The 25,509-nt window shown below is 37.1% G+C and carries 20 protein-coding genes; 6 read left to right on the plus strand and 14 right to left on the minus strand.

Annotated elements, in window-relative coordinates:
• Positions 1–25: 25 nt before the first annotated feature.
• From JCM15579_RS02920 to JCM15579_RS02945, 6 genes are all read right to left on the minus strand, one after another.
• Positions 26–1,468, minus strand: a complete 1,443-nt coding sequence (locus JCM15579_RS02920; protein ID WP_054715470.1) for a carbon starvation CstA family protein — start codon at positions 1,466–1,468, stop codon at positions 26–28.
• A gap of 220 nt (positions 1,469–1,688) precedes the next feature.
• Positions 1,689–2,330 (minus strand): response regulator transcription factor, encoded by a 642-nt coding sequence (locus JCM15579_RS02925; protein ID WP_054715473.1) that lies wholly within the window; start codon positions 2,328–2,330, stop codon positions 1,689–1,691.
• 10 nt (positions 2,331–2,340) lie between these two features.
• Positions 2,341–4,893, minus strand: coding sequence for a sensor histidine kinase (locus tag JCM15579_RS02930; protein ID WP_054715475.1), 2,553 nt, complete (start codon positions 4,891–4,893; stop codon positions 2,341–2,343).
• A gap of 6 nt (positions 4,894–4,899) precedes the next feature.
• Positions 4,900–5,544, minus strand: a complete 645-nt coding sequence (locus JCM15579_RS02935) for a response regulator transcription factor (RefSeq protein ID WP_054715478.1) — start codon at positions 5,542–5,544, stop codon at positions 4,900–4,902.
• A 7-nt stretch (positions 5,545–5,551) separates the two neighbouring features.
• The gene (locus tag JCM15579_RS02940; RefSeq protein ID WP_172677349.1) at positions 5,552–8,218 is read right to left on the minus strand and encodes a sensor histidine kinase; all 2,667 of its coding nucleotides are present in this window, start codon (positions 8,216–8,218) and stop codon (positions 5,552–5,554) included.
• A gap of 277 nt (positions 8,219–8,495) precedes the next feature.
• The gene (locus JCM15579_RS02945; RefSeq protein WP_054715484.1) at positions 8,496–10,136 is read right to left on the minus strand and encodes a dipeptidyl-peptidase 3 family protein; all 1,641 of its coding nucleotides are present in this window, start codon (positions 10,134–10,136) and stop codon (positions 8,496–8,498) included.
• Between the two features lie 188 nt (positions 10,137–10,324).
• Here JCM15579_RS02945 and JCM15579_RS02950 point away from each other — a divergent pair, with 188 nt between their 5' ends.
• Positions 10,325–11,518 (plus strand): C1 family peptidase, encoded by a 1,194-nt coding sequence (locus JCM15579_RS02950; protein WP_157471297.1) that lies wholly within the window; start codon positions 10,325–10,327, stop codon positions 11,516–11,518.
• A gap of 207 nt (positions 11,519–11,725) precedes the next feature.
• Here JCM15579_RS02950 and JCM15579_RS02955 read toward each other — a convergent pair whose 3' ends face one another.
• The 3 genes from JCM15579_RS02955 to JCM15579_RS02965 form a co-directional block, all read right to left on the minus strand.
• Positions 11,726–12,652, minus strand: coding sequence for a DMT family transporter (locus JCM15579_RS02955; RefSeq protein WP_054715489.1), 927 nt, complete (start codon positions 12,650–12,652; stop codon positions 11,726–11,728).
• A 117-nt stretch (positions 12,653–12,769) separates the two neighbouring features.
• Positions 12,770–13,348, minus strand: a complete 579-nt coding sequence (locus JCM15579_RS22195) for a pentapeptide repeat-containing protein (RefSeq protein WP_054715492.1) — start codon at positions 13,346–13,348, stop codon at positions 12,770–12,772.
• Positions 13,349–13,755: 407 nt separating this feature from the next.
• Complete coding sequence (locus JCM15579_RS02965; protein ID WP_054715494.1) at positions 13,756–15,366, minus strand: SulP family inorganic anion transporter; 1,611 nt, start codon at positions 15,364–15,366, stop codon at positions 13,756–13,758.
• Positions 15,367–15,721: 355 nt separating this feature from the next.
• On the opposite strand from JCM15579_RS02965, the gene JCM15579_RS02970 reads away from it, so the two are divergent.
• Positions 15,722–16,024 carry a hypothetical protein gene (locus tag JCM15579_RS02970; protein WP_054715496.1) on the plus strand — a complete coding sequence of 101 codons (303 nt, stop codon included), beginning with the start codon at positions 15,722–15,724 and terminating at the stop codon, positions 16,022–16,024.
• Here the strand turns inward: JCM15579_RS02970 and dxs are convergent.
• Positions 16,021–17,934: a 1-deoxy-D-xylulose-5-phosphate synthase gene (gene dxs / locus JCM15579_RS02975; protein ID WP_054715500.1), complete on the minus strand. Its 1,914-nt coding sequence runs from the start codon at positions 17,932–17,934 to the stop codon at positions 16,021–16,023. The genes JCM15579_RS02970 and dxs overlap by 4 nt on opposite strands.
• Positions 17,935–18,247: 313 nt before the next feature.
• Between dxs and JCM15579_RS02980 the strand changes: the two genes are divergently transcribed.
• From JCM15579_RS02980 to JCM15579_RS02995, 4 genes are all read left to right on the plus strand, one after another.
• Positions 18,248–19,258 (plus strand): OmpA/MotB family protein, encoded by a 1,011-nt coding sequence (locus JCM15579_RS02980; RefSeq protein WP_054715502.1) that lies wholly within the window; start codon positions 18,248–18,250, stop codon positions 19,256–19,258.
• A 72-nt stretch (positions 19,259–19,330) separates the two neighbouring features.
• Complete coding sequence (locus JCM15579_RS02985; RefSeq protein ID WP_054715506.1) at positions 19,331–20,119, plus strand: BtpA/SgcQ family protein; 789 nt, start codon at positions 19,331–19,333, stop codon at positions 20,117–20,119.
• A gap of 230 nt (positions 20,120–20,349) precedes the next feature.
• Entirely contained in the window at positions 20,350–20,724 is a 375-nt protein-coding gene (locus tag JCM15579_RS02990) for a BlaI/MecI/CopY family transcriptional regulator (protein ID WP_054715508.1), read from the plus strand.
• 3 nt (positions 20,725–20,727) lie between these two features.
• Positions 20,728–22,011 carry a M56 family metallopeptidase gene (locus JCM15579_RS02995; RefSeq protein WP_083464504.1) on the plus strand — a complete coding sequence of 428 codons (1,284 nt, stop codon included), beginning with the start codon at positions 20,728–20,730 and terminating at the stop codon, positions 22,009–22,011.
• A gap of 45 nt (positions 22,012–22,056) precedes the next feature.
• Here JCM15579_RS02995 and frr read toward each other — a convergent pair whose 3' ends face one another.
• From frr to rpsB, 4 genes are all read right to left on the minus strand, one after another.
• Positions 22,057–22,620, minus strand: coding sequence for a ribosome recycling factor (frr, locus tag JCM15579_RS03000; protein ID WP_054715514.1), 564 nt, complete (start codon positions 22,618–22,620; stop codon positions 22,057–22,059).
• Positions 22,621–22,829: 209 nt separating this feature from the next.
• Positions 22,830–23,540 carry a UMP kinase gene (pyrH, locus tag JCM15579_RS03005; RefSeq protein ID WP_054715517.1) on the minus strand — a complete coding sequence of 237 codons (711 nt, stop codon included), beginning with the start codon at positions 23,538–23,540 and terminating at the stop codon, positions 22,830–22,832.
• A gap of 224 nt (positions 23,541–23,764) precedes the next feature.
• The gene (gene tsf / locus JCM15579_RS03010; protein WP_054715520.1) at positions 23,765–24,589 is read right to left on the minus strand and encodes a translation elongation factor Ts; all 825 of its coding nucleotides are present in this window, start codon (positions 24,587–24,589) and stop codon (positions 23,765–23,767) included.
• A gap of 29 nt (positions 24,590–24,618) precedes the next feature.
• Positions 24,619–25,428, minus strand: a complete 810-nt coding sequence (rpsB, locus tag JCM15579_RS03015) for a 30S ribosomal protein S2 (protein WP_054715523.1) — start codon at positions 25,426–25,428, stop codon at positions 24,619–24,621.
• Positions 25,429–25,509: the final 81 nt, after the last annotated feature.

A 25,509-nucleotide genomic window follows, 5' to 3' on the forward strand; every position in this document is an offset into this window, starting at 1 on the left:
TTGTACTGATTTAGTTTGTTAGGTTTTATTGATGTTGCAGTTTCACTTTGGCCTGAGACTTTTTGTAAGCCACGAATAAGAATGCTCCTAGACTTGCAAGGGCTGTGAAAATTCCCAATGGGTAAGCCATGCTTTGCGAGATTCCAAATCCTTCAGGAGCAATTAGTATATAGGTTGTAATTACTGCTGTCATAAAGGTAGCAGGTAAAGAGATGAACCAGTGACCTCTTCCTTTGTGTACCATATACATAGCAGCGGTCCATAGTACTACGGTTGCCAAGGTTTGGTTTGCCCATCCAAAGTATCTCCAGATAATGGCAAAGTTTACTTGGGTAAGTAGGAAACCTATTGCGAACAATGGCAGGGTAATCAACAGACGTTTACCAAGTGATTTCTGAGAGAAATTCAAAGAGTCTGCAATGGTCAAGCGAGCACTTCTAAAGGCAGTATCCCCAGACGTAATAGGAGCAGCAACAACACCGAAAACAGCTAATAAACCACCAATTTTACCAAGAAGGCTGTTACAGATTTCATTAACCACCCAAGCTGCATTGTGTCCTGGTTGCGACATGGTTTCTCCCAATTCGCGAATACCACCGAAGAAAGTCATGGCAGCAGCGGCCCAAATCATGGCAACAACACCTTCTGCAATCATGGTTCCGTAAAATATTTTTCTTCCCTGCTTTTCATTGGTCATACAGCGAGCCATTAGAGGCGATTGTGTAGAGTGGAATCCTGAAATGGCACCACAGGCAATGGTAATGAATAGTAGAGGATAGATTGGATATTTATCAGGAGAGGCGTGAAAGTTCATGATGTTCGATGGAACCAGTTCAGGAATTTCATAACCGCCGAAAATTAAAGCTCCGGCAATTCCGAATGCCATAATTAACAGACACAAACCGAAAATTGGGTAAATCTTACCAATCAACTTGTCAATAGGAATCATGGTAGCCAACAGGTAATAAAGGAATATAACACCTACTAGGATGGAAACATTGAATCCTGTTAATCCATTAAGGATACTGGCAGGCCCTTTGATAAAAACAACGCCAACCAATACCAAAAGCACAACCGAAAATACACGCATGAAGTTCTTAAAGGCTGGACCTAAATATTTTCCTACTACTTCAGGAATACTGGCACCTCCATGACGAACAGAAAGCATTCCTGAAAAATAATCGTGGACAGCTCCGGCGAAAATACAGCCAATAACAATCCAAATAAAGGCAACAGGGCCCCATAATGCACCGGCAATTGCTCCAAAAATAGGACCCAGTCCTGCAATATTTAAAAATTGAATCAGGAAGATCTTCTTCCAGTTCATGGGTACATAGTCAACACCATCTTCTTTCGAAATGGCAGGTGTAGTTTTTTCTGAATCAGCTCCAAATTTGCGTTCTACGAATTTACCGTAAACCACATATCCAAGAATCAGAGCGACAATACAAATAAAAAAGGTTACCATAGTAATTCTGTTTTGTATGAGTACTAAATTTTACTTCTACAAAACAAGTGGAAACGATTGCGGAGGGTAAGGGTAGTTTTGCGCAAATTGCGCCAAAATACCCTCACAAGTATATGGGGGTAAATACGTACAAATGAACTGTAAGTAGATTAAAGTCAGATCTTTGTACTGTTGTTTGGAATGAATTTAATTAGAAGTCTGTAAGTGTCAGATTTTGAGTTTAAATCTCAATAATATTGTTTTTAACGGCATACATTACCATGGCAATGGAGTTGGCACAATTGGTTTTACTCAGCAAATTGGCTCTATGTCGCTCCACGGTTCTAATGCTAATATAAAGGGTATCTGCAATTTTGTTATTGCTGTATCCTTTGCAGATTAGCTGCAGAACTTCCAGTTCGCGATCGGTAAAGTGAACCACCTCAGAGGGTTTTTTTTGTTGCTTGCGTTTATTGAGAATACCCACCAATAGTTCTTGAGAGAAGTAACTTCCTCCGGCTCCAACCATGTTTATGGCGGTTGATAATTCATCAACATCGGAGTTTTTAAGGAGAAAACCTTTCACCCCAGCTTCCACCATTTTGTCGTAGTATTGTTCCTCTCCATGCATAGACAGGACAATAATATTGAGATTCGGATTCTCCCTTAGTGCATGTATGGTCGCATCAATACCGTTCATTTTAGGCATATTGATGTCCATTAGAACAATATCAGCTGAGGTAACCTTTAGCAAATCCAAAAACTCCTGTCCATTTTCAGCTTCCCCAACCACGTGAATTCCTTTCATATCATCAAGCAAAAAGCGCAATCCTTTACGGAAAATTTTGTGATCGTCAACGATGATTATTTTTTGTTCGTTCATGTTAGAAGTTTTAAAGGTTTACATTTACAACAGCCATCATTCCACCTGACTCTGGACTGCTCTGAATGCTATGAGAGCCATTCAGAGATCGTATTCTACTTAAAATGTTGTAGAGTCCCATGCCTGAACTTTCGTAGTTGAGTTCGTCCGGCTCGAATCCTTTTCCATCGTCAATATATATTAAATTCAGCAAATTGTTCTCCCGTGAGAGTTTGATCTGAATATGATCGGCATCGGCATGCTTGATGGTGTTGTTGATTAGCTCGGTTACGACCCTGTAAATCACAACTTCAACTTGCTGGTTAACTCTCGACTCCAAATTCTGGGTATCGAACGAAATGTTGATGCTTTTTGAAAGGTTGATTTTGTTGATGAATGAGTTGATGGCATTCACCAATCCGAAGTCGTTTAAGATATGGGGACTTAAATTATTTGATATTTCCTTGATATTGAGTAGGGTTTCACTCACAATTTCTCTTGAAGCGGTAATCATCTGTTCATTTTTTGGACTTAGATTGGCCTTCCCAAGTGCTGATAGGTACAGGTTTATACTGGAAAGAAGTGGCCCGATGGAATCGTGCAGATCCGTGGCAAATCTTTTTCTTTCATTCTCCTCGGTTTCAATAACGGCATTCAAAACCTTGCGTTCAGTCTCTTGTCTGATGCTGATATCGCTAACTACTGCCAGAATGAGTTTGCTATCCGACAGATCTATTAGACTGATGTGCACTTCTATGGGGAAAGTTGTATTGTCTTTCCTTTTTTGAATAGATTCCAATTTCACCGCTGGATTGTCAGCATTCAGTTTGCTCCAAAACGATTTTAGTTGGTTTAGACTGTATTTATGGTCAAGAAGGGTAACGCTGGAACCAATGATTTCTTCCCGGCTGTATCCTGATAGCTTGCAGGCAGAAAGGTTTGCATCTAAAATTTTCCCATCAAAATCCAGGACAATGATTTCATCGGCGGCTTGCTCTATTAAGGAGCGCCAGCGCTTCTCAGAAGCACGTATTTTCTTTTCGTCTTCTTTTATTTTGGCCTCGGCCTCTTTCCTTTGGGAAATATCCATGAGGGTTCCTACCAGGTTTATGGCTTTTTTATCCGAGGCAAAGTCAAGGCTTTTGGCCTTTGCTTTCAACCAAATCCATTCGTTTTTTTTCGATAATAATCTGAATTCAACATTAAATAGGTCTATTTCTCCCAAGCTTAACTTCTCTCTGTTTAAAATGAAACTTTGTAAGTCGTCAGGGTGGATAAGATTTTCAATAAACTCAGGAGTGTTTTGTACCAAATCTGGATTGTAACCAAGCTTTTCCCAGATATTTTTGCTGATGTAAGTGGTATGCTCCACAAAGTTGTGCTCCCAAACTCCATCAGAATTGGCATCCAGCATTCTTAACAATCTATTACGACTGCTTTTTAGCCTTTTGTTTCTTTCCAGAAGTTTGTTTTCGGTTCGTTTGCGTTTGATTCTCAAATAAACTACGATCAGAACGATAAGGGTGAGAAAGGCAATGATGATATTGATACTGGTTCTGTGTTTGGACAAAAAGCTTGGTGGCTGATTGATGACTGTACTATTTTTGGGAAGATCCTTGACCATTATCCCAAATCGTTTCATTTGCTGAAAGTCAAACATGAAACTATTGTATCCCTCAGTAACCAAAGGAAGGCTATTGATGTCCGCACCATTTACAACTTTTACAGCCAGTTCAGCCGCTAATTGTCCCTGTTTCACTCCACTGGTGAGCATACCTCCAACAATTCCCTGGTTGAAATAAAATTCCCAGGAGCTGTAGATTGGAAGGCTTGTGGCTTCGCGGATAATTTCAATGTTTTCCTGGTAGGAGATGTAGTTGCCTTCTTTATCCCTACTGAAATTGATGAGTAAAATGATGTTGGAATCATCCAGTTTTTTAACCTGTCTAACCAAATCTTCTATGGATAGGTTTTCCAGAAAGATCAAATTCACATCTGTATTTAATTCAGGCCAAAAAGAAATGATATGGTTCCGGTTGATAATGGCAGATGTAGTAATGTTATCGTTGATTACGACCAGGTTTTTAGCTTTTGGATGTAGACGCAGGGCCTGCTCAATGGTTTGCTTAAAATCAATGAATTCAGTAACACCGGTGATGTTGGTCATTCCTTCGATTAGGCTGTCTTCAAATTGATCGATGGAACAAAAGACTATGGGAATATCCTTAAAAAACTCTTCTTGATGGTCTCGTGTAAAATAAAGAGCATTGTTATCGGAGGCGATCACTACGTTGTAATGAATTCCCTTGTGTTTGAGTCGGTATAGTTTTACAAACTCTTCAAGATACTCTTTGTCATATCTTCTTTTGGTATCCATGTACTCAAACTGAATCTCAATGTTTTCATGTTTGTTGAGTACCGACAGAATACCTTTGGTAATATTATCGGTCCAATTCAATCCCTGATGGTAGGAGTGAAGCACCAAAATCTTTTTTCTTCGCGCAGAAGCATCAAGGCACGATAGGATCAGGAATACCACCAGAAGAAGTAGCAAATACTTGTATTTACCCAGTAGTTTTTGCATTGCTTATCATTCTATTTCAATAATTTTATTCTTAACAGCATACATTACTAATGACGTAGAGTTTTTGCAACCTGTTTTACTAAGTAAGTTGGCACGATGACGATCAACAGTTCTGTGACTGATGAAAAGGTGTTCGGCAATTTCTGCATTGCTAAAACCATCACAAATTAGCTTTAAAACTTCGAGTTCTCTGGTTGAGAGTTTAACCGTATCGGTTCTAAGTTTTTGCAATCTTTTTTGGTCCAATATATCCACAAGTAACTCTTGAGAGAAGTATGATTTTCCTGCGATAACAGCTTCGATGGCGGCGATTAGTTCATCGGCATCTGAGTTTTTAAGCAGGAAGCCTTTTACTCCTGCATCCAGCATTTGGTCGTAGTATTCTTCTTCACCATGCATCGAAAGAACAATTACTTTAAGATCTGGATATTTTTCCATTGCAATTCGAGTGGCTTCAATGCCATTCATCTCAGGCATATTAATATCCATTAAGGCAATATCGATTGTTTCATTTTCAGCCATTTTAAGAAACTCCTTTCCGTTCGAGGCTTCTCCAATAACAGTAATGTTTGGAATATTACTTAATAAGAAACGCAATCCGCTTCTAAACATCTTGTGATCGTCAACAATTATTACCTTATTTTCTTCCATTTTGCAATTATAATTTTATTTCAATAACAGCCATCATTCCGCCGCGTTCCGGATTACTTTTTATTTTGTGTGTTCCATTTAAAGATCGGATACGACTTAGCACATTATACAATCCCATTCCGCTTGAAGTACCAGCATTTATCTTTTTAGAATCAAAACCTATTCCATCATCAATGTAAATTAAGGATAAAAGTTTGTCTTCAAGTGAAAGGTTGATTTCGATATTTGTGGCCTTGGCATGCTTGATGGTGTTATTGATAAGCTCTGTTACTACCCTAAAAATAACAACTTCTACCTGGTGATTCAACCGTTCCTTCATATTTTCGGCATAAAAACTGATGTTTATGGCCTGGGAAACATTAATCTTATTGGTGAATGATTGAATTGCTTTTTCTAAACCAAAATCATTTAAAATATGAGGACTCAAGTTGTTTGAAATTTCTTTAATACTTACCAATGCTTCGTTTACGGCGTCTAAAGAGGCACTTATGATATTATCCTTGTCATCTTTGGTTTTTACTTTTCCCAGTGATGAGAGGTATAGATTTATACTTGAAAGCAATGGACCAATGGAATCATGCAAATCGGTTGCAAATCGCTTTCTTTCGCTTTCTTCAGTGTTGATAACAGCATTTAAAATCTTACGTTCGGTTTCTTGTCTGATACTGATATCGGTACCAACAGAAAGAATTAGTTTGCTATCCTGAAGCTCAATTAAACTCAGGTGAATTTCAACAGGAAAAGTGCTACCATCTTTACGACGTTGCACCGATTCAAATGAAACTGAAGGATTTGAAGTGCTTAGTTTCTTGCGATAAGTATGAAGTTTTGAACTGCTGTGAACCGTATCAATTTCACTATAATTTAATTCCAGCAATTCGCTTTGCTTGTATCCCAACCATTTGCATGCAGCAGAATTGGCATCCAAAATCTGACCATCAATATTGTAAATCAGAATTTCATCAGAAGCTTGTTCAATTAGCGAGCGCCAGCGTTGTTCCGAGACTCTAAGTTTTTTTTCTTCCTCACGAATTTGTTCTTCGGCAACCTTACGTTGGTTAATATCAATCAGCGTTCCCACCATGTTTAAGGGTTTTCCATCTTCGGAATAGTCCAGAATTTTCCCTTTTGCCTTGAACCACATCCATGTTTTATCCTTGGAACAAATTCTAAATTCGATTACAAACATTTCGCTTTTACCCGATCTGTTCTGCTTGTCTTTTTGTTTAATAATAATCAGATCCTCTGGATGAATAACCTTACATAGTAATTTCCGGGTATCTTTTTTGGTTACTGAATGGTACCCAAGTTTGTCCCAAATGGTTTTACTAATGAAAATCTCATTAGTCTTAAAATTGTGCTCCCATACACCATCCGAATTCGAATCGAGCATGTGAAGCAACCTGTTTCTACTACTTTTTAATTCCTCATTTGCATGTTCAAGGTTTTCGGTTCGTTCCTTGACCAATTCCAAGAGGTTATGGCGGTGATGTTCGAGTTCTTTGTTTTGTTTTATAATTTGCTCAGTTTGCAATTCCAGTTTTTCATTGGCAAAAATGATTTCTTTGGTACGTTTGGCAACTCTTCTATCCAGTTCTTCATTAATTTTTTTTAATCTTCTTTCGTTTCTTTCTCGCTTAATGGTAGTGTATCTAAGAATGAAAATAATTACCACCATAAAAATAATCATTACAACCAATGAGGTTTGATATTGCTTTATGATTGAAGGCGGTTGATGGCTGATAAAGCTACCTTTGGGCAGTTGTCGGGGTAGGATTTTAAATCGCTTCATCTGTTCGAAATCAAACTTGAATTGATTGTAGCCATCCTTTATAATTGGAATATCCGAAGCTTTTTCACCATTTAATATCCTTAAGGCTGATTTTGCAGCCAGTTCTCCTTGTTTAAACCCACTAGTTATCATCCCACCAACAATACCTTCGTTAAAATAAAATTCCCAACTGCTGTATATTGGTAGGTTTGTGACTTTGCGTATGATTTCGATACTCTCCTGATAGGAAATATAGTTTCCATCTTTGTCACGACTAAAATTGATAAGGTATATGATACTTTGTGGATCAAGGTTTTTTACCTGATGTACAAGTTCGTCAATTGATAAATTTTCAAGAAAAACCAATTCGGCATCGGTGTCAATTTCTGGCCAGACATCTCTTACAGTATTTCTATTTAAAATTGCTGATTTGGTTTGATTATCGTTAATCACTACCAATTGTTTGGTTTTTGGATGTAGTTGAAGTGCAATTTCGATGGTTTTTTTCGAATCAATTTCTTCGGTAACACCTGTAACCTGTTCAAAACCAATAATCAAATTAGACGAAAACTGATCGACTCCGCAAAATACAATTGGGATTTTATCGAAGTAACTCCGATAATAGGTTCTTACAAAATCGAGGGCATTGTTATCGCAAACTATAATAACGTCGAACAGATTTTTTTGATGTTTTAAATCGTAAAGTTTTGCAAACTCAACCAAATATTCAGCTTCGGAATGCCTTTTGGTATCCATGTATTCAAAGATGATTTCAATGTCATCATTTTGATCAAGAACGGATAAAATTCCTTCACTGATATTATCGGTCCAATTTAATCCCTGATGGTAGGAGTGAAGTACAAGAGCCTGCTTTTTTCGAGCCGCGGTTTTAAAACTGCACAAAAAAATTGCTATGCAAATAAGCAGAATTCCTAATGATATTTTTTTTAGCAGCTTCATGTCCTTCTGATAATGTGGTATCCATTTATTTGAATGTTTGGAAAGATACTAAGCTTAATGATGTTATACAATGTTATAAAATACCCATTTTTTGATCCAGTTCGGGCATTATTAGTCCTAAAATAATAAAAGGCTGACCCTTATTAAAGAATCAGCCTTTTTTATATGATAGAATAGTAAGAATTAATTATTCATTACCAATTACTCATTATTAAATGAATTATAGTCCAAGAACCTTAACGCCTTGTTTAAATACTACATCTTTAGGAATTCCCGCAGAGTTTACACGATCAAGATCTTTTTGTAAATCTTCACGGATATAACCTCTTTCAGCAATCATTTGTTTTGCCATTTCGTAGTTACCATCACCCTGAACAATTAGAATTTGTTTTCCTAATTCGTTCATAGCAGCTTTCATTTTTTCGAAATCTACTTTATAAGTTCCAGTTTCAGGATTTCTTGTGAAAGCACCTTGCTCTTCGAAGAAATAGAAACGCATCATGTTTGCTTTACCATGAGCACTTGCAGCACCAAAGCGAACCGAACGGAAGATACCAGCCATGAAAGTAACATAGTTATCCATTAGCTTGCTCTTGTCCATTTCACCCCACTCAGCCATTTGAGTAATCATGTATAAACCTAAAATGTCAGCTTTACCTTCTTCGATAGAAGTGTAAGTATCTTTAAGAGCCTTACGAACGCTTACCTTATCTTTTAAAGTGTACTTGATACCCAATCCATGAGCAACTTCGTGGAACATTACATTTTCGAAGAATGCATCGAAAGTAACATTTTTGCGCTGGCTTTCGTCAATCAACAAATCTGAAATAGGAACCAAGATTTTATCGAATTTAGCTTGCATAGCATTTTTTAACTGAAGCTTTCTACTTCCTTTTGCAGCGTGTACACGAGGATCGTTTGGTAGGTTAATCGCGATGTTTTTGCTACCTGCGTTACAATCACCAGCGTAGTAAATTACATCGTAAGCATTCATGTCTGCATTGGCATTTGCTTTTTCTGCCTTGTACTCAGGAGGTACAGGAAGACCTTCTTGTAAACGAGGCAATAATGAAGCAAATTTTGATAGTTTTTCACTCCAAACTTTGTCTTTCACCAAAATCTGACCAGAGTGAGAAGCTTTGTATCCGTAAAGAGCATCTTCGTAAGTTTCGATAGGACCAACTACGAAATCAAGAGTGTTGGTTTTCATATCCATCCAAGCCAAATCAGAAGCCAGGTAATCATCAGTTAAAAGAGCTTCAGCACGAAGTTCCAGGTATTTCTTTAAACCAGCATCTTCAGCCAATTCAGCAGCTTTCTTTAATAATTCAGCAGCTCTTTTAATTTCTTCAGGATATACTTCGTGGTATGAAGCAACTCTTAATTTGCCATCTTCATCACGAACGATTTTGGTGTACCAGTCAGTTTTCATTTCATCCTCGATAGCATCAAATTCTTCTTTGGTCATATCTTTTGGATAGAAATTAGCACCCTTTGGCTTTGCTCCAAATCCTTCAAGGAAAGCATTGTTGTCATCTAATCTGTCCCAAGCACCATAGTTAATTTTAGAATAAGCAATAGCTGCAGGATCATTTAATTGAGAAAGGAATTCTGTTTTATCTCCAATAGCATCTTTCCAGAATAATTCTTCCATGATATCAGCTACCTCAATTAAAATAGGAAGCATTTGCTTCTCTTTTTCTGTCAGAAGATTTAAATCGGTAGTTAGCTCGAATTCAGCATACTGATCTACCAATTTTTGAGTTGGAGAAACCACTACTTCTTTTTTTTCTTTTTGATTACAAGCTACTAAGCCAACAATTAGGCCTAACAACAACGTAACAGATGCGAGTTTTTTCATTTTTACAATGATATTAGTTAGAAAATGTTGTTTTTGGTATTTGAAATAAGGGTAAAAGTTGATTGAATATTTTTACCTTGCATGATCTTTCAAAACATTCAAAATTACAAGCAAAGATTTGTATTATCAAGACTTGTGCATGGAAAGGCAGCAGTTTTGAATTTTTTTAAACAACAAACAAAACAATCATGAAACTTAAAGTAGTATTTACCGCTTTACTTGCAGTAGCCTTTATTTTGCCTGTAAGCGCAAAAAAGAAGAAGGAAGAAAAAAAATCCTACCAATTTACCATTGAAAAACAGCTGGATGCAACTTCGGTTAAAGATCAGCACAGATCGGGAACTTGTTGGTCATTTGCAACTGTATCATTCATCGAATCGGAACTATTACGTATGGGTAAGGGAGAGTTTGATTTATCGGAAATGTTTATTGTAAACAGAAACTATCACCTTAGAGGAAAAGATTACGTTCGTTTCCATGGCAAGAAAAGCTTTTCTGCAGGAGCCGAAGGTTGGGATGCCATGAATGTGGTAAAAAAGTTTGGAATGATTCCTCAGGAAGCTTATTCGGGAAATACATTCGACGAAACATTGCCTGTTCATGGGGAAATGGATGCAGTTTTAAAGGCTTATGTGGATGCTGTTGTAAAAAACAGAAACAAAAAATTGACTCCTGTTTGGATGAAGGGATTCGATGGAATTCTAGATGCTTACCTGGGAGAGGTTCCGGAAATCTTCAGCTATAAAGGAAAGGAATACAGCCCAAAATCCTTTGGTGAAGAATTGGGTATTAATCCAGATGATTACATCACCATTACATCATACAATCATCACCCTTTTTATGAATCATTCATTTTCGAAGGTCCTGATAACTGGTCGTTAGGAGAGGTGTACAACTTGCCAATGGATGAAATGATGCAATGTGTGGATACAGCCATTGAAAATGGATACAGCATTGCCTGGGGTAGTGATGTAAGCGAAGATGGTTTTGCTTTCAGAAAGGGAGTAGCTGTTGTTCCAGATACGGAAGTGAAAAACATGGCTGATTCAGAAATTTCAAAATGGCAAAATATGAATCGCGATCAGAAAGCTGCTTATGGAACCGAATATCCAGTAAAAGAAAAGGCAATTACTCAGGAAATGCGCCAAATGGCTTTCGATAACTATCAGTCAACTGAAGATCATTTGATGCACATGACAGGGATTGCAAAAGATCAAAACGGTACCAAGTATTATTTGATTAAGAATTCTTGGGGAACAGATTTGAATAATCACAAAGGATATTTTTATGCGTCGAAAGCATTCGTACAGTACAAAACTGTAGGATTAATGATGCACAAGGATGCAATTCCTGCTGCCATTAGAACAAAACTGGGATTGTAAGAATTAGGAATTACCAATTGCGATATGAATGCGCTTCGAAAGGAGCGCATTTTTTATTATCTCTTGCTGGTGCAAGCTCGCGCTATCGGGAAACTTCGTTTCGTGGGACAGCCAGGGGTTTTCTCAAAGGACGGAATAATCCCCGCCCGGAGGTTAGGAGCTGCAAAAAATCCCTCTGTGACATTTCTGTTCCTGTTGATGGCCGGGTCAGGCGCGTTTCAGCACTTTGTGCCTTAGCTTTTGAATCAGGTGATGCTGTCTCTTTTTTTTGATTTGTACTACAATAAGAACCGAGGTGAGTATCAGCAAAATTGCCAAAGAACTCTTCACATCCATTTTTTCGTTGAAAACAAATATCCCTACGAATACACCGGTTAGCGGTTCCAGGGTGGACAGGAGGGAAGCGGTTCCCGGGCCCGTGTATTTCATGCCCTTGTAGAAGAGCACAACAGCGAAGAATGTGGACCAAACCGCGAGATTTAGGGTGTAAAACAACGAAGTGGGCGTGAAGTGGGTGTTCAGCTGGTTGGTCAACAGGGATTTCGCAAAAAAGAGGAGGGCGGTAATTCCGAATATCCAGAAGGCAATCGTTAGAGGGGGAAGTTTTTTTAACTCCTCACTCGCCATGCCCAGAATGTAGATGGCATACAGAAAACCTGATACAATTGCCCAAACAATTCCGGTTAGGTTTATGTTGCTCTCTGTACCCACCGACAGCAGAGCAATTCCTGTTACAGACAGGAGTAGGGCAGTGGTTTTCCGGACAGTAAATCTTTCTTTGTAGATAATGGCTGCAAACGATATGGTGACAATGGGGTAAACGAAATGCAAGGTGCTGGCCAGACCTGAGGATATGTACCGGTAGGAGAGGAACAATGTGTAGGTGGTGAGCATGGTTCCTACAAATGCCAGAAACAGGATCAGTAGAAATTGTTTCTGGTTGATTGTAAGCGTGATTTTCCGGATGAGGCAAAATAGGCCGATTAGTATAAAGGCGAAGCTGTACCGATACAATAGCAGATTGTCCACACTAAAGCCTTCGGCATAGGTTTTCAATGCAAAAAAGGGCATGAGGCCAAAAAATATTGCGGAGAGCAATATCATGAGCGTTCCCTTGGTTTGTGGGTTTACCATCGTTTTATTGCTTATATTACGGTGGGCAAAGCTATGAAAATATGTTGAGTAAAATTATCTTCTGACCTGGCAAAATCTCATTTGGGAACAAAAAGAAAAGCTCTTGCTGGTGCAAGCTTAATCAATATCCAATTTGTATTTATACAGTAGGCCTTCAAGATTAAATGCTGAAAATTTCGCTTTCTTTAATATATTAGATTCAGGGTCAATGGAAAAGTTACTTGCCGTTCTAAAATTTACTTTTTCGAGATTGGTATTTAAAAATCTTGCCCCTGTTAAGTCACAATCGGAAAATATGGAAGATGATAAGTTCACTTCTGAAAAGTCAGTCTCTTTTAAAGAGCATTTATCGAATTTTGTTTTCATCAACTTTGTTCCAAAGAAGCTTGAATAATCCAAGAAGCAATTGTGAAATGAAAAAGAGAACATAAATTTGTTGCATTCCGAAAAATCAACTCCAAGAATTTTACATTCTTTGAACTTTGCGTTTCGAAACCCCGCTCCTCTAATTTTCGCCATCGAAAAATCGCAGTTTTCAAAGGTGCAATCTTCAAAACTGTTACCAATAAGGTCGCTTTTTGAAAAGCTACATCCCACAAATTTGCATTCAAAAAACTCTCTATTTCTTAAAGATTTTTCTGAATAGTCTATATTTTCAAATAATTTTCTTTCGTGTATTTTTATTTCAATTGTCATTAATCTTATTCTATGCTAATTACTTAGTAATTCAGACTCTTGGCAGAAACCTCCATATCAATTCCTACTATTTTTCCATTCCATTTTTAAAGAATTATAAACGTAATAAATTTATTTCGACACTTCAAATGTTTTGTAGACTTTCGTTGCATAAGGTAGGTGGACTGTTTTTTCCAGATCGGCAGGTTTGTGCTCTAAACCTCATATCAAAGTAGATCTTCTTCAAAAGATAACGCGACAAAATACTATCTTGACTTTCACTGAATAATAATTTGGAATGGGAAAATGTCATATAAAGGGCAGGGGGAGTAAACAAAAAAAACACCTCCTCCCAGCGTGGGAAGGAGGTGAAAAAAAGTCTGAGGAAAAAGCTTCCTCAAACAGGTATTTTCTAATATTTTAAAGCCTTACTCAATTTTCACTTTATCGGTTACTACATAATAACGAGGATCATCGATATCTCGAATAATTACAGTTCTAAAATGATCATCTGCAGTTTGAAGCAGTTTGATACAGTCCTCACTTAGGTGCTTCAATTTAATAGTTTTTCCAGCACTTTCGTATTTCTGAACCAGATTTCTAATGGCCTCAATTCCCGAGTGGTCAGAGACTCTTGATTCAATAAAATCAATTTCTACGGATTCCGGATCGTTTGCCACATCAAACTTGCTCATAAAGGTAGTAATTGATCCAAAAAACAGAGGTCCCCAAATCTCATAAACTTTGGTTCCATCTTCTTTAACAGATTTACGGGCACGAATTCTTCTTGCATTCTCCCAAGAGAATACCAGTGCACTTACAATAACACCCACAAGAACAGCAATAGCCAAATCGAAAATTACGGTTAATCCAGATACCAAAATCAATACAAAAGCATCTGATTTTGGAATTTTATTTAGAATACGGAAGCTCGACCAAGCAAAGGTTCCGATAACTACCATAAACATTACACCAACCAATGCTGAAATTGGCACCATTTCGATATATGGAGCAGCAAATAGGATAAATGCCAATAAAGTAACAGCAGCAATAATTCCAGATAACCTTCCACGGCCGCCAGATTTCACGTTGATTAATGACTGTCCGATCATTGCACAACCTCCCATTCCACCGAAAAATCCGGTAACGATATTGGCAGCACCCTGTGCCATACACTCACGGTTACCATTACCACGGCTATTTGTAATCTCATCCAATAGGTTCAATGTCATTAGCGATTCGATCAAACCAATTGCTGCCAATATAGAGGCATAAGGCAATACAAATTTAATGGTCTCCCATGTGAAAGGAACCACGGTGAATAGTTGTGACTGGAATGTTGGCAGACTACCCTTTAAACCAGAACCACCACCATCTCTAATGAATGACCCAACGGTGCTAACATCTAATCCACCAAAAATTACAATGGCTGAAACCACTACAATACCTGTTAAAGCGGCTGGAATTTTCGTGGTTAATTTTGGTAGGAAGAACATGATTCCCATGGTTAAAATTACCAATCCAATCATGGTGTAAAGTTCAGTTCCATGCAACCATACTGCTTCTCCAGCTATTTTTTCGGTAAACATTCCCAATTGAGAAAGGAAAATTACGATTGCTAAACCATTTACGAATCCCATCATTACAGGATGAGGAATCAAACGAACAAACTTACCAAATTTGAACACACCAGCTAAAAACTGAATGATACCTGTAAGAACAATTGTTGCGAATAAGTAATTCAGTCCCATATTTTCTATAGGAGTAGCCATAGCCATTCCCATTTCGTTTCCTTCCTTTACAAGATTAACCAAGACTACAGCCATTGCTCCGGTTGCACCAGAAATCATACCTGGACGACCTCCAAATACCGAAGTAATTAATCCAATCATAAAAGCTGCATATAAACCTACCAATGGATCAACACCAGCTACAAATGCAAATGCAACAGCTTCTGGAACCAAGGCTAGGGCAACGGTTAAACCGGATAAAATATCATCTTTAGAATTCTTAGCTTTCTTTTTGAAAAAATCTACCATGTTTTAAAACCTAAAATTTTGATTAAGGGCGCAAAAATAGGTTTTTGGTTTGAACTGGCATGCACTTTATATCAAGAAATTGTAAATATTTTGAGCGAAAACGATGGAATGACAATTTATAATGAACAATGAGTAATTAATAATGAATTTTTTGTAATGAGATAAGTACAAAATGTGTTTTACTTGATGTGGAATTTTGAACTTAAATTGATCAACTCATAAATCCAAGTAATATATTCGAATGAATAAATGTCAGTGTTTTAGCAGAAAATATTTTTTCTGCTATGACTAATTTCCTTAAATTGATATCAGCAAAACAATCCTGTTATTCACACTCTTGCCCGAAAGGGATTATATGATTTGGTTTGATAAATTGATTTATCAGTATGTGATGAAAAGAGTTATAAAGGACTACAAAAGTATTGGAATGGATTTGTTACAGTTGTTGATCAATTCCTTTCCAGATGGAATCTATGAAGATGATTTAATTAAAATCACCACGCCGAATGGCAAGAAAATAAATGTAGTAGAATTACGTACGGAAGATACAGTATACCTAATTAAAATGGATCGCGAAATGCAATCGCAAATGGATTCTTTTACCGGAGATTTTGAAGGACTAGATCCTTATTCGGATGGATACAGAGATGGAGTTTAGCTTGTGTGTTTCGCAAGCACTTTGTTTACAGAAGCTATAATTCCTTCCTTATCGTAACCACATTCTTTGTAGAGTTCTTGCTGAGTTCCTTGTTCAACCCATCTGTCAGGAACTCCAAGACGGGTTATTCTGCTTTGATATCCATTATCACTCATAAATTCTAGAATTGCTGATCCCAAACCTCCAACAATACAACCATCTTCAAGTGTAATGATATTGGTGTGTTTCGAGAATACTTCATGTAGCAAGTCTTCATCAATTGGTTTCAAATATCTCATGTCGTAATGAGCGATAGACATTCCCTCTTTTTCCAACTCTTCAATCGCGTCCATTGCTTCTGTTCCGATTGCTCCAATCGATAAAATGGCTAAATCTTCGCCATCGTTTAGCTTTTGGCCTTTCCCAACAGGAAGAATTTCAAATTCTTGTTTCCAATCAATAATTCTACCTCTTCCGCGAGGGTAGCGAATAGAAAATGCACCCATATTTTCCTGTTGAGCGGTAAACATGAGATTGCGCAATTCAATTTCGTTTAATGGAGCTGTGATGGTTAGATTTGGAACACAACGCATAAAAGCAAGATCGTAAACACCATGGTGAGTAGCACCATCGGCACCAACCAATCCACCTCTATCCAAACAGAAAACAACATTTACACCTTGCAAGGCAACATCATGAATTACCTGATCGTAGGCACGCTGCATAAATGATGAGTAGATGGCACAAAATGGAATTTTTCCCTGAGCAGCCAATCCACCTGAGAAAGTAACGGCATGTTGTTCTGCAATACCAACGTCAAAGGCTCTTTCAGGCATTGCTTCCATCAGTTTGTTCATTGAACTACCTGTTGGCATTGCAGGAGTAATCCCAACAATTTTGTCATTCATTTTGGCAAGATCAACCAATGTTTCCCCAAAAACATCCTGAAACTTTGGTGCTTGTGGTCCATTGTCTTTAGCTTGAATGATTTCTCCGGTTTCCTTATCGAATTTACCAGGAGCATGCCAATAGGTTTGGTCGATTTCAGCTTGCTTAAATCCCTTTCCTTTTTTGGTAATGCAGTGCAGGATTTTTGGTCCAGGAATCTTTTGCAAATCACTCAGTACTTTTACCAAATGATTCACGTCGTGACCATCAACCGGACCGAAATATCTAAAGTTAAGCGCTTCAAAAAGATTACTTTGTTTCAATAAAATAGTTTTTACACCATTTTCAACTTTTTGAAACAACTTTTGAGTATTAGGATTTATTCTGTTGAATTTTCCTAGAAGTCTCCATACGTCGTTTTTAACCTTGTTGTAGGTTTGCGATGTGGTAATATCCAGAAGGTAATTGTTCAATCCACCCGTATTAGGATCGATGGCCATATTGTTATCGTTCAGTATAACTAATAAGTCAGCATTATTACCGGCAGCATTGTTCAAGCCTTCGAAAGCCAAACCTGCCGTCATCGAACCATCACCAATTACAGCAACTGTTTTTCTATCAGTTTCACCTTTTAATTGGGCAGCTACAGCCATTCCTAATGCTGCAGAGATAGAAGTAGAAGAGTGACCTACAGTAAAAGAATCGTACTTACTTTCCTTACGATTTGGGAAACCACTAATTCCTTTGTACTGACGATTGGTATGGAAAACATCTTTTCTCCCCGTAAGGATTTTGTGTCCGTAAGCCTGATGGCCAACATCCCAAACCAAGTTGTCATATGGAGTATTCAAGACATAATGAAGGGCAACAGTAAGTTCAACAACACCCAGACTTGCACCAAAGTGACCTGGGTTATTTGATACCTGTTCAATAATTTCTTGTCGCAATTCAGAACATACCTGAATCAAATCATCTTCAGAAATCTTTTTAAGATCTTCTGGATAATTAATATGATCCAATAATTTTTTATCTGTTTGCGACATGTACGAAATTCCTCCTTATACCGTTAAAAATATTGCACGAAGATAATAAATAATTAACAAGTAATGTTGCTGTGTTATTCGCATATAAAACGCCGTATTCATATATTTGTTTAGGTAATACCAAATTAACTAAAGACTAAGCAATAAAATTATTTCTTTTGCACTTCTGCTTCATTAAAAAAGCTGTGTCGTAACTCTGCTATGACTTACTTTTTTATCTTGCACAAGCACAAAATATTCTAATTTTAAAAAGCTTATCCTTTAATGAAATTGGTGTAAGAGAGTTCTATTACTAATAAAAGTATTATTTAAAATGATTAAAAAATTAAACCCATCAATAATCGCTTTGTTATTAGCGATAAGTCTATTCTCATGTGTTCCAACCAGACAGTATCAAGAACTTCAGAACAAACAGGCCAATTGTTTGGAAGAACTTGAAATGCAGAAGGAGAAAAATCTGGAATTGAGTGAAAGTAATAACGAACTGAAAGGAAAGCTTGATGTTTTAAAAGGGAAGTATGATAATATTCTTTCCGATACCATTGCTTTATCCAGAAGATTACAATCAGCGCGAGAAAGGTTAAGCAGAGCAGAACGAAGCAATCGAGATTTGATGGATCAATTGGCAGGTATGCAGGCTGGAAATGCTCGAGAAACAAAAGCTTTACTCGAACAAATCCGTAAAGCCCAAAACGATCTTCAACTGCGGGAAGATGAGGTTTTGGCTCTTGAAAAGCAAATGGATGCCCGAAAGCGAAAGTTGGATGCACTTCAGGCAGAATTAGGTAAAAGAGATCAAAGACTTAGTGAACTCGAATCAGCGCTAAGAAGGAAAGATGAGGCTGTAAAAGCTCTGAAGGATAAAGTGATGAGTGCATTGACCGGTTTTGAAGGAAATGGTTTGTCAATTAGTACCAGGAATGGAAAGGTTTATGTTTCTATGGATGAGAAGCTTTTGTTTAAATCTGGTTCTTATACTGTTGATCAACGCGGAGTTCAAGCATTAGGACAATTATCAAAGGTATTGGCTCAAAATAAGGATATCAATGTAATGATAGAAGGACATACCGACAATGTTCCTTATAATGGAAGTGGAGTTTTAAAGGATAACTGGGATTTAAGTGTAAAAAGAGCAACTTCAATTGTGAGAATCATTATTCAGAACAAGGGAGTAGCTCCAAAACGATTAACCGTTGCAGGTCGTAGCAAGTATGTTCCAGTTGAAACCAACGCAACTTCGGCAGGTCGAAGCAAAAATCGTAGAACGGAAATCATTTTGACTCCTAAGTTGGATGAGTTGTTTAAGATTTTAGAAAGTAACTAGGTTTTGAAGAGACGCTCGGCTGTGCGGCTGTGTGATAAAATTATTTTTACGCTTGAGTGAAAAATTAAAGTTATGAAGTTGGAAAAATCTATAATCGGAATGGTACATGTGCAAGCCTTGCCGGGAACACCAAATAATAAGCACAGTATCGAAGAAATTTGTGAAATTGCAGTTCAGGAAGCTAAAACTTACGAAGAAGCTGGTTTGGATGCAGTCATGATTGAGAACATGCATGATGTTCCTTACCTAAAGGGTGCGGTTGGACCAGAAATTATTGCAAGCATGGCGGTGGTAGCAAAAGCCGTTCGGGAAGCGGTTGATTTGCCATTGGGCATACAAATTTTGGCTGGAGCTAATAAAGAAGCCCTTGCTGTTGCCAAGGCTGCGAATTTTCAATTTATTCGAGCAGAAGGCTTTGTGTTTGGACATGTGGCGGATGAGGGTTATATAGATTCTTGTGCAGGTGAGCTATTGAGATACCGCAAAGCAGTAGATGCCGAAGATGTGAAGATTTTTACCGATATAAAAAAGAAACACAGTTCGCATGCCATTACTGCTGATGTTGATATTGATGAAACGGCAAAAGCCGCTGAATTTTTCTTGAGTGATGGACTAATTGTAACAGGATCGTCAACAGGGAAAGCAGTTTATCTTCACGAATTAAAGAGTTTGAAGGATAAAGTTCAGATTCCGGTATTAATAGGTTCAGGGATTACTGCTGACAATTTGGAAGAATATTGGAATTATGCTTCGGGTTTTATTGTTGGCTCACACTTTAAGGAAAATGGGTTTTGGAAGAATCCAATATCTAAAGATCGTTTAAAGGTATTTATGGAAAAAGTGAAGCAACTTAGAAAGTAGACTTTCATAAATTAAAAATAGAATTGTAAAAGTCTAAGAGATAAGATCTCTTGGACTTTTTTTGTATGTACAAGCTAATATTTAAAGCGATCTTATACAATCTAAACTAGAAAATCCGTTCTTTAACGAGAAAAATAGTTAAGGAACGAGAAAAATAGTTGGTAAAACGAAAAAAATAGTTACATTTGAAATGTCAACATTATTCATGGTATATAAAAAAGGCAATTTAAATGCATACAAAACGATTAACGAAACGGGAAGAAGATGTAATGAAGATATTGTGGAATGCAGGTAAAGGTTTTGTGAAAGACTTGCTAAAACAGCATTCAGAACCTAAACCACACTACAATACATTTAGTACAATCATTCGCGGATTAGAGGAAAAAGGCTTTGTATCTCACAATTCCTATGGTAATACGCATGAATATTATCCGGTAATAACAAGAGAGGAGTATCGGAAACTATTCATTAAAAATGTAGTATCGGATTATTTTGAATCCTCCTATAAAAATGTGGTTTCATTTTTTGTGAAGGAAGAAAAACTAAATGTTGATGATCTTAAGGAACTCATTGATCTGATTGAAAAAAAAGGAGAAAAGAAGTAAGCTATGGTCGAAATGTTTTGGGAATATCAAATTAAAGGAGGAATTGTACTGGCAGTATCAGTTCTTTTGTATGTACTCGTATTATCGAATGACAGCTTTTTTAAGCGCAACAGGTTGTGGCTGGTTGGTAGCCTTTTATTACCATGGATAGTGCCATTGATTACCATGCCTGTTTGGATGAAAAGGATGTTGTTTACTGATATGGGTGCCATTGTACCTATACATACCTTTGTATCGGTAGGTCAAATGAATACGGATACAGTTCAGGCAACAAATCATTTTTCTTTTTCGATAGAGTTTTTGAGCATTGTGCTGTATGGGCTGATTAGTGTTGTATTCTTAGTCAGGCTTTTTTACGGTTATGCCTCTATTTTAAGTTTAAAAAAGAGCGCAGAGTTTAAATCCTATAAAGGATTTTCGTTAGCAGTTCTGCCAGACTCAAAGCTTGGACCTTTTTCTTTTTTCAGAACCATTTTTATTCCTAAAGAATTGGAAAAAAGCAGAGAGAGTCAACTTATTTTGGAGCATGAAAGAACGCATTGCGCCGGATGGCACTCTATCGATCTTACTTTAGTTGAATGTATGCTAATCTTTCAATGGTGGAATCCTTTTGCATGGTGGTTACGAAATTTAATTGCCAATAATCATGAATTTTGTGTTGACAACATCATGTTAAAGAATCTGCCAGATCCGAAAGATTATCAATACTCCTTACTCAATCTTGTACGTGGGCAAGGACAAAACCATTTGGTTAACAATTACAATCAAAGTCTTACTAAAAAAAGGATAATCATGATGAACAAATCAAATAAAAATAGAACGATAGATAGATTAAAAGGATTACTCTTATTGCCTATATTGACTTTTAGCCTATTGGCATTTACCAATCCTAAGCAGGATGAAGAAGTAAAGGTTGAAAAGAAAGCGGAACAAACAATCGCAAATATGTTGGATTTGCAGAAGTATATTGCCAGAAACGTAAAGTATCCTGTAAAAGCTCAAGAGAATTATACACAAGCCGATGTAATTGCCCATGTTACTATTGATAAAAATGGACAAGTAAAAGGGGTAAAAATAGCTCAGAATAGCCAGGATAACTTGGTGCAAATCGGTGAGGTTGTAATTACAGCCTATAAAACTTCTGGAGCTGCTCAAATTAATGCTCAGGCAGGACTAAAAAGTTTGGAAAAAGAGACTACACGGATTCTAAAATCCTTACCAAGATTGACTAATCAGGCTTGGATGGGGAAGAAGCTTGAATTTGAGCTTAAGTTTAAATTGCAATAAAAGAATAAAGCAAAAAAAAGCTGCCAAATGGCAGCTTTCTTTTTATTATATGGTCATTATATCTTTCTCTTTTTCTGCAAGCATAGCGTCAATCTTTTTACCGTAACTATCGGTCATGTTTTGCACTACTGCTTCAGCATCTTTTTCAAGATCTTCTGATAATCCTTCTTTAATTAATTTTTTCAACTCTACGTTGGTATCTCTACGAGCGTTACGAATACTCACTTTGGCATTTTCACACTCTGCTTTCGATTGTTTTACCAGGTCACCACGACGCTCTTCGGTTAAAGCAGGAATATTAATACGGATAACTTCACCATTGTTATCAGGGTTGAAACCTAAATTTGCATTCATAATTGCTTTTTCAATAGGAGAAATCATGGTTTTTTCCCAAGGTTGAACAGCAATTGTTCTAGGATCAGGAACACTCACATTAGCAACCTGAGCTAAAGGAGTCATGCTTCCATAGTAGTCAACCATAACACCATTTAACATGCTAGGACTAGCTTTTCCGGCACGAATTTTAAGTAATTCTTTTTCAAGATGGTCTACTGCAGCTTCCATCTTTTCCTTTGCATCATCCAGATACATTTGAACTTCTTCGGTCATAGGAGAAAGATTTTAATTGTAATTATTGATCAATGTATGTGTTTACAAAAATATAAATTTTTAGCTATTGGTTTTGAGTATTTAGCTATTAGCTGACATTCTAATTTTCGAATGATTAAATTTTTTAACAACTTAATTACAAATCAAGAAATTAGACCTTACTAAAGATAATACTTTTTTCCAAATACCAATCTTAAAGGCTAAAGGCTTTAGTTATGTACTACAGTTCCAATATTCTCTCCTTCAATAACTTTCTTTAAGTTTCCTTTGGTGTCCATGTCGAACACAACAATGTTCAAATCGTTTTCTTTGCACATGGTTGTAGCGGTTAGGTCCATAATACGAAGGTTGCGATTGTAAATTTCGTCGAAAGTAATATTTTCAAACTTGGTTGCCGATGGATCTTTTTCAGGATCTGCGGTGTAAATACCATCAACGCGTGTGCCTTTTAGCATAGCATCTGCTTCAATTTCGATGCCTCTTAAAGAAGATCCGGTGTCGGTGGTAAAGTATGGATTTCCTGTTCCTGCAGAGAAAATGGTAACATAACCATCGTTTAGGTAATCAACGGCTTTTTGCTTCGAATAAAACTCACCAATTGGTTCCATTCTAATGGCTGTAAGTACTCTTGATTTGCATCCGATTGCATCAAGGGCAGAGTTAAGTGCTAAACTATTAATAACAGTAGCCATCATACCCATTTGGTCTCCTTTTACACGGTCAAATCCTTTCGCAGCACCACTTAATCCACGGAAAATATTTCCACCGCCAATAACAATTCCTACTTGAACGCCAAGTTCGGTGATTTCTTTAATTTGTTCTGCATAATCGTTCAAACGTTGCGAATCGATACCATATTGTTGTTCACCCATTAATGATTCGCCACTTAGCTTTAAAAGTACTCGTTTGTATTTTGCCATAATTTTATCAGCTGTAAGCTAAAAGCATAATGCTAAAAGCTTGAGTTTTATTATTTAGCTACCGGCTTCAAGCAATTTTCTTCAAGCGGTTTGTTGTGATTCTAAAGATAAATAAATTAGATATTTAAAAGTTACCAGCTTCTAGCTTTTTGCCAATAACTTTTAATAGTATACAAAAAAAGAGTTCCGAAAAGGAACTCTTTTTATATGTAATAATAATTGTATTAAGCATTCAAAGTAAAACGCTTCATTGCAGTAACAGTAAGGTCTTTGTCAGCTTCAGCAAGATATTGCTTAACTGATTTCTTACCATCTTTTACGAAGTCTTGGTTCAATAAAGTAACCTCTTTGAAGAATTTACCTAAACGACCTTGAGCAATTTTGTCAAGCATTTGTTCTGGCTTACCTTCAAGACGAGCTTTATCTTTAGCGATTTCCAATTCTTTAGCAACAACATCTTCTGCAACGTCTTTCTGATCGATTGCGATAGGTGCCATTGCTGCTGCTTGCATAGCAACGTCTTTACCCATTTGTTCTTCAACTTCTTTGTTGAATCCAATCAAAGTCGCCAATTTGTTACCTGCGTGGATATATGCAACTGCTGATTCAGCTTCGATTGTTTCGTATGTACTTAAATCGATTTTTTCGCCGATAACACCAGTTTGCTCAGTAACATGCGCTTCAACTGTTCTACCATCCATTTCCAAAGCTTTCAAAGCTTCCAAATCAGCTGGCTTGTTTGCCAAAGCAAGATCAAGGATTTGAGTAGCAAAAGCTACAAAGTTTTCATTCTTTGCTACGAAGTCAGTTTCGCAGTTCAAAGTAATCAATGCACCTCTTTTCTTGTCTTCTGAAACTTTTGCTAATACAACACCTTCAGTTGCTTCTCTGTCGGCACGTTTGTTAGCAATTGCCATACCTTTTTTACGAATGATTTCTACTGCTGTGTCAAAATCTCCTTCTGCTTCAGTAAGAGCTTTTTTACAATCCATCATTCCTGCGCCAGTTGCTTTACGCAATTTGGCTACGTCTGCTGCTTTAATAGACATGATATATCGAATTTTTTTGTGTGAATAAATTACTCCTTATCATTCTTTTCTGCTTCAGTAGCTGGAGCTTCTGGTGCAGCTGGAGCTTCTGCTTTAGTCGCTTTTTTAACTTTAGCTGATTTCTTATCTGAAGATTCTTTTTCTTTCTCTACTTTTCTTTCAGCTAAACCGTCTTTAATAGCTCCGGTAACTTTATCAAGGATAATAGAAATTGAGTTAGAAGCATCGTCATTCGCTGGAATTACGAAATCAACACCTTCTGGGCTTGAGTTAGTATCTACCATAGCAAATACAGGAATACCCAAACGGTTAGCTTCTTTAACTGCGATGTATTCTTTCATTACATCAACTACAAATAATGCTGCTGGTAATCTGGTCAGATCAGCAATAGAACCTAAGTTTTTCTCTAATTTAGCTCTTTGACGAGATACTTGTAGTCTTTCTCTTTTTGAAAGGTGGTTTAAAGTTCCATCAGCTTCCATTTTATCAATAGAAGTCATCTTCTTAACTGCCTTTCTGATAGTAGGGAAGTTAGTTAACATACCACCTGGCCAACGCTCAGTTACATATGGCATGTTTACAGCACTTACTTTTTCTGCAACAATAGCTTTAGCTTGTTTTTTAGTTGCAACAAAAAGAATTTTTCTTCCTGATTTAGCAATTTGTCTTAACGCTGCTGCTGCATCGTCAACTTTAACCGCTGTTTTGTGTAGGTCAATAATGTGGATTCCGTTACGCTCCATGAAAATGTAAGGAGCCATTTTAGGATTCCATTTTCTTGTTAAGTGACCGAAGTGACATCCGGCTTCTAACAATTCTTCAAATGTAGTATTTGACATTTTTTTGTTTTTTTAATCGTTTACATTCATTTTATGGCAATTGTCAAGTAGTTCGAAAATCGAAGTCTCAACAATTTAGAT

Source organism: Marinifilum fragile JCM 15579 (assembly GCF_001310955.1).
Taxonomy (GTDB): Bacteria; Bacteroidota; Bacteroidia; order Bacteroidales; family Marinifilaceae; genus Marinifilum; species Marinifilum fragile.

Excerpts from the sequence above, each read along its gene's own strand:
- JCM15579_RS02920 (WP_054715470.1), bottom strand. The coding sequence starts at position 1,468 with ATGGTAACCTTTTTTATTTGTATTGTCGCTCTGATTCTTGGATATGTG.
- JCM15579_RS02925 (WP_054715473.1), bottom strand. The coding sequence starts at position 2,330 with ATGAACGAACAAAAAATAATCATCGTTGACGATCACAAAATTTTCCGT.
- JCM15579_RS02930 (WP_054715475.1), bottom strand. The coding sequence starts at position 4,893 with ATGCAAAAACTACTGGGTAAATACAAGTATTTGCTACTTCTTCTGGTG.
- JCM15579_RS02935 (WP_054715478.1), bottom strand. The coding sequence starts at position 5,544 with ATGGAAGAAAATAAGGTAATAATTGTTGACGATCACAAGATGTTTAGA.
- JCM15579_RS02945 (WP_054715484.1), bottom strand. The coding sequence starts at position 10,136 with ATGAAAAAACTCGCATCTGTTACGTTGTTGTTAGGCCTAATTGTTGGC.
- JCM15579_RS02950 (WP_157471297.1), top strand. The coding sequence starts at position 10,325 with ATGAAACTTAAAGTAGTATTTACCGCTTTACTTGCAGTAGCCTTTATT.
- JCM15579_RS02955 (WP_054715489.1), bottom strand. The coding sequence starts at position 12,652 with ATGGTAAACCCACAAACCAAGGGAACGCTCATGATATTGCTCTCCGCA.
- JCM15579_RS22195 (WP_054715492.1), bottom strand. The coding sequence starts at position 13,348 with ATGACAATTGAAATAAAAATACACGAAAGAAAATTATTTGAAAATATA.
- JCM15579_RS02965 (WP_054715494.1), bottom strand. The coding sequence starts at position 15,366 with ATGGTAGATTTTTTCAAAAAGAAAGCTAAGAATTCTAAAGATGATATT.
- JCM15579_RS02970 (WP_054715496.1), top strand. The coding sequence starts at position 15,722 with ATGATTTGGTTTGATAAATTGATTTATCAGTATGTGATGAAAAGAGTT.
- dxs (WP_054715500.1), bottom strand. The coding sequence starts at position 17,934 with ATGTCGCAAACAGATAAAAAATTATTGGATCATATTAATTATCCAGAA.
- JCM15579_RS02980 (WP_054715502.1), top strand. The coding sequence starts at position 18,248 with ATGATTAAAAAATTAAACCCATCAATAATCGCTTTGTTATTAGCGATA.
- JCM15579_RS02985 (WP_054715506.1), top strand. The coding sequence starts at position 19,331 with ATGAAGTTGGAAAAATCTATAATCGGAATGGTACATGTGCAAGCCTTG.
- JCM15579_RS02990 (WP_054715508.1), top strand. The coding sequence starts at position 20,350 with ATGCATACAAAACGATTAACGAAACGGGAAGAAGATGTAATGAAGATA.
- JCM15579_RS02995 (WP_083464504.1), top strand. The coding sequence starts at position 20,728 with ATGGTCGAAATGTTTTGGGAATATCAAATTAAAGGAGGAATTGTACTG.
- frr (WP_054715514.1), bottom strand. The coding sequence starts at position 22,620 with ATGACCGAAGAAGTTCAAATGTATCTGGATGATGCAAAGGAAAAGATG.
- pyrH (WP_054715517.1), bottom strand. The coding sequence starts at position 23,540 with ATGGCAAAATACAAACGAGTACTTTTAAAGCTAAGTGGCGAATCATTA.
- tsf (WP_054715520.1), bottom strand. The coding sequence starts at position 24,589 with ATGTCTATTAAAGCAGCAGACGTAGCCAAATTGCGTAAAGCAACTGGC.
- rpsB (WP_054715523.1), bottom strand. The coding sequence starts at position 25,428 with ATGTCAAATACTACATTTGAAGAATTGTTAGAAGCCGGATGTCACTTC.